Raw genomic sequence first — 1603 nt, forward strand, 5'->3', positions numbered from 1 at the left:
TGTCCCCGCTAAGTTCAATTGTCGGGTTTCCCGCTAAATTGAAATGTCGCGGTGTTTGGGCTTTGTCTTGTCCTTGTTTATGGTGTTGGGGTGGGGCGGCGAAGCCGCCCCCCGTTCCCTGATTCCTTCGACGCTGACTTCAAGAATTGCTTGATTCAGGTCAGCAAGCTCGATGGCACGCTGCTTCTTCAGCCCGATGAGCGCCTTCTTTGCCTGGACCTCGGCACCGCAATGGGTGCGCGACGGTGAGCCGGAAGCGCGGCGATCGTCACGCATATTCTGGATGCGCCGTGCGACTTCCAGTGCGCTGGACAGCCGCTTGTTCTCGACCTCGGCGCCTTGATCGATGCGTGTGATGCGATCGTATTGCTGACATGACAGCACCGCGCCGTTGGCCTGTACTTCGATCATCCCGTCGGGATATTCGACGACCTCGACGTATTCATGCACGAGGCTCCGATTGGCTACCGAATCGGCGAGCAGATACATCACGCGGTCGTACTGCACTGTCAACGCGTTGGATACCTTGCGCGGCACGCGATACGACAGGATCTGTCTCAGATCCTCATCAGCACGCAGTGGCCGATGTGCGTCGTGATCGCTTTTCGGCGGTTTGCCGAAGCGACGATTGAAATCAGCGATGAAGGAGGGCGCATACGCGTTGGCGGCCTCCCATGTGCTGATTCCGCGCAGTCTAAGCTCTTTGACGAGCCGGTCCTGCAGTGTCAGGTTGGCCCGTTCCACACGCCCCTTGGCCTGGCTCGTGTTTGCACAGAACGCGTCGATATTGAGCTCGTACAGCGCTCGGCCAAACTGCGTGACGCCTTTGCCCGCGGTCTCCGAGCGCTTCTTCACGTAAAAGACGCTGGCCTTGTCGCTATAGAACGCCATCGGCTTGCCGTGCGAATCCAGATACTTCGACAGCGCCTCAAAATAGCTGAACGTCGATTCGGTCGCCGTGAAATGCAGCGCCATTAACCGTCCGGTTGCATCATCGATGAACACCAGCAGCGTGCAAGCTGGCGCACGGTCCTCGAACCAACGGTGATCGCTACCGTCGATCTGAATCAGTTCGCCCAGGCATGCACGGCGGTTGCGCGGTTGGTAGACCTTCGGCGGGCGTTGCTTGCGCGGAATCCACAGGCCGGAGGCCCTCATCAGCGTACGAACCGTTTCGACGGCCAGATCGATGCCATGACATTCGCGCAGCTTCTCGCACGCCAGCGTCGGGCCAAAATCCGCGTAGCTCTCGCGGATCAATGCCAGCGCCCGCTGCGCCTTTCCAGCCGGCAACTGATGATTGCTCGGGCGCCCACGCTTGCCTGACACCAATCCGGCCACGCCGGCTGCGCGATAGCGCAACACGAGGCGCTCAACCTGCCGCACGCTCAAACTCAGCCGGTCGGCCGCCTGGCCGGGCTTGAGCCGGCACTCGGCCACCGCCTCAATGACCTTCAGCCGATCCACTTCACGCATCGTCATCGTGATCGTCCCAGTCGCGTTCATCGCCGGCGCTCCCTGTGGGGTGTCGGCGATCAACCTACAAGCCAAAACACGACATTTTTATTTAGCGGAAACGCGACATCTGAACTTGGGACCCACA

General features: G+C 60.0%; 1 protein-coding gene. It reads right to left on the bottom strand.

Annotated features, from left to right (window positions below):
* Window positions 1-33: 33 nt before the first annotated feature.
* On the bottom strand, window positions 34-1506 hold the full coding sequence (locus U4Y91_RS36485) for an ISNCY family transposase (RefSeq protein ID WP_321809112.1): 1473 nt from the start codon (window positions 1504-1506) through the stop codon (window positions 34-36).
* Window positions 1507-1603: the final 97 nt, after the last annotated feature.

It is taken from the genome of Burkholderia sp. BCC1993, from assembly GCF_905339865.1.
Lineage (GTDB): Bacteria > Pseudomonadota > Gammaproteobacteria > Burkholderiales > Burkholderiaceae > Burkholderia.

What these genes read in the sequence shown, in the direction of transcription:
- U4Y91_RS36485 (WP_321809112.1), bottom strand. Translation starts at nt 1,506, where the DNA reads ATGAACGCGACTGGGACGATCACGATGACGATGCGTGAAGTGGATCGG.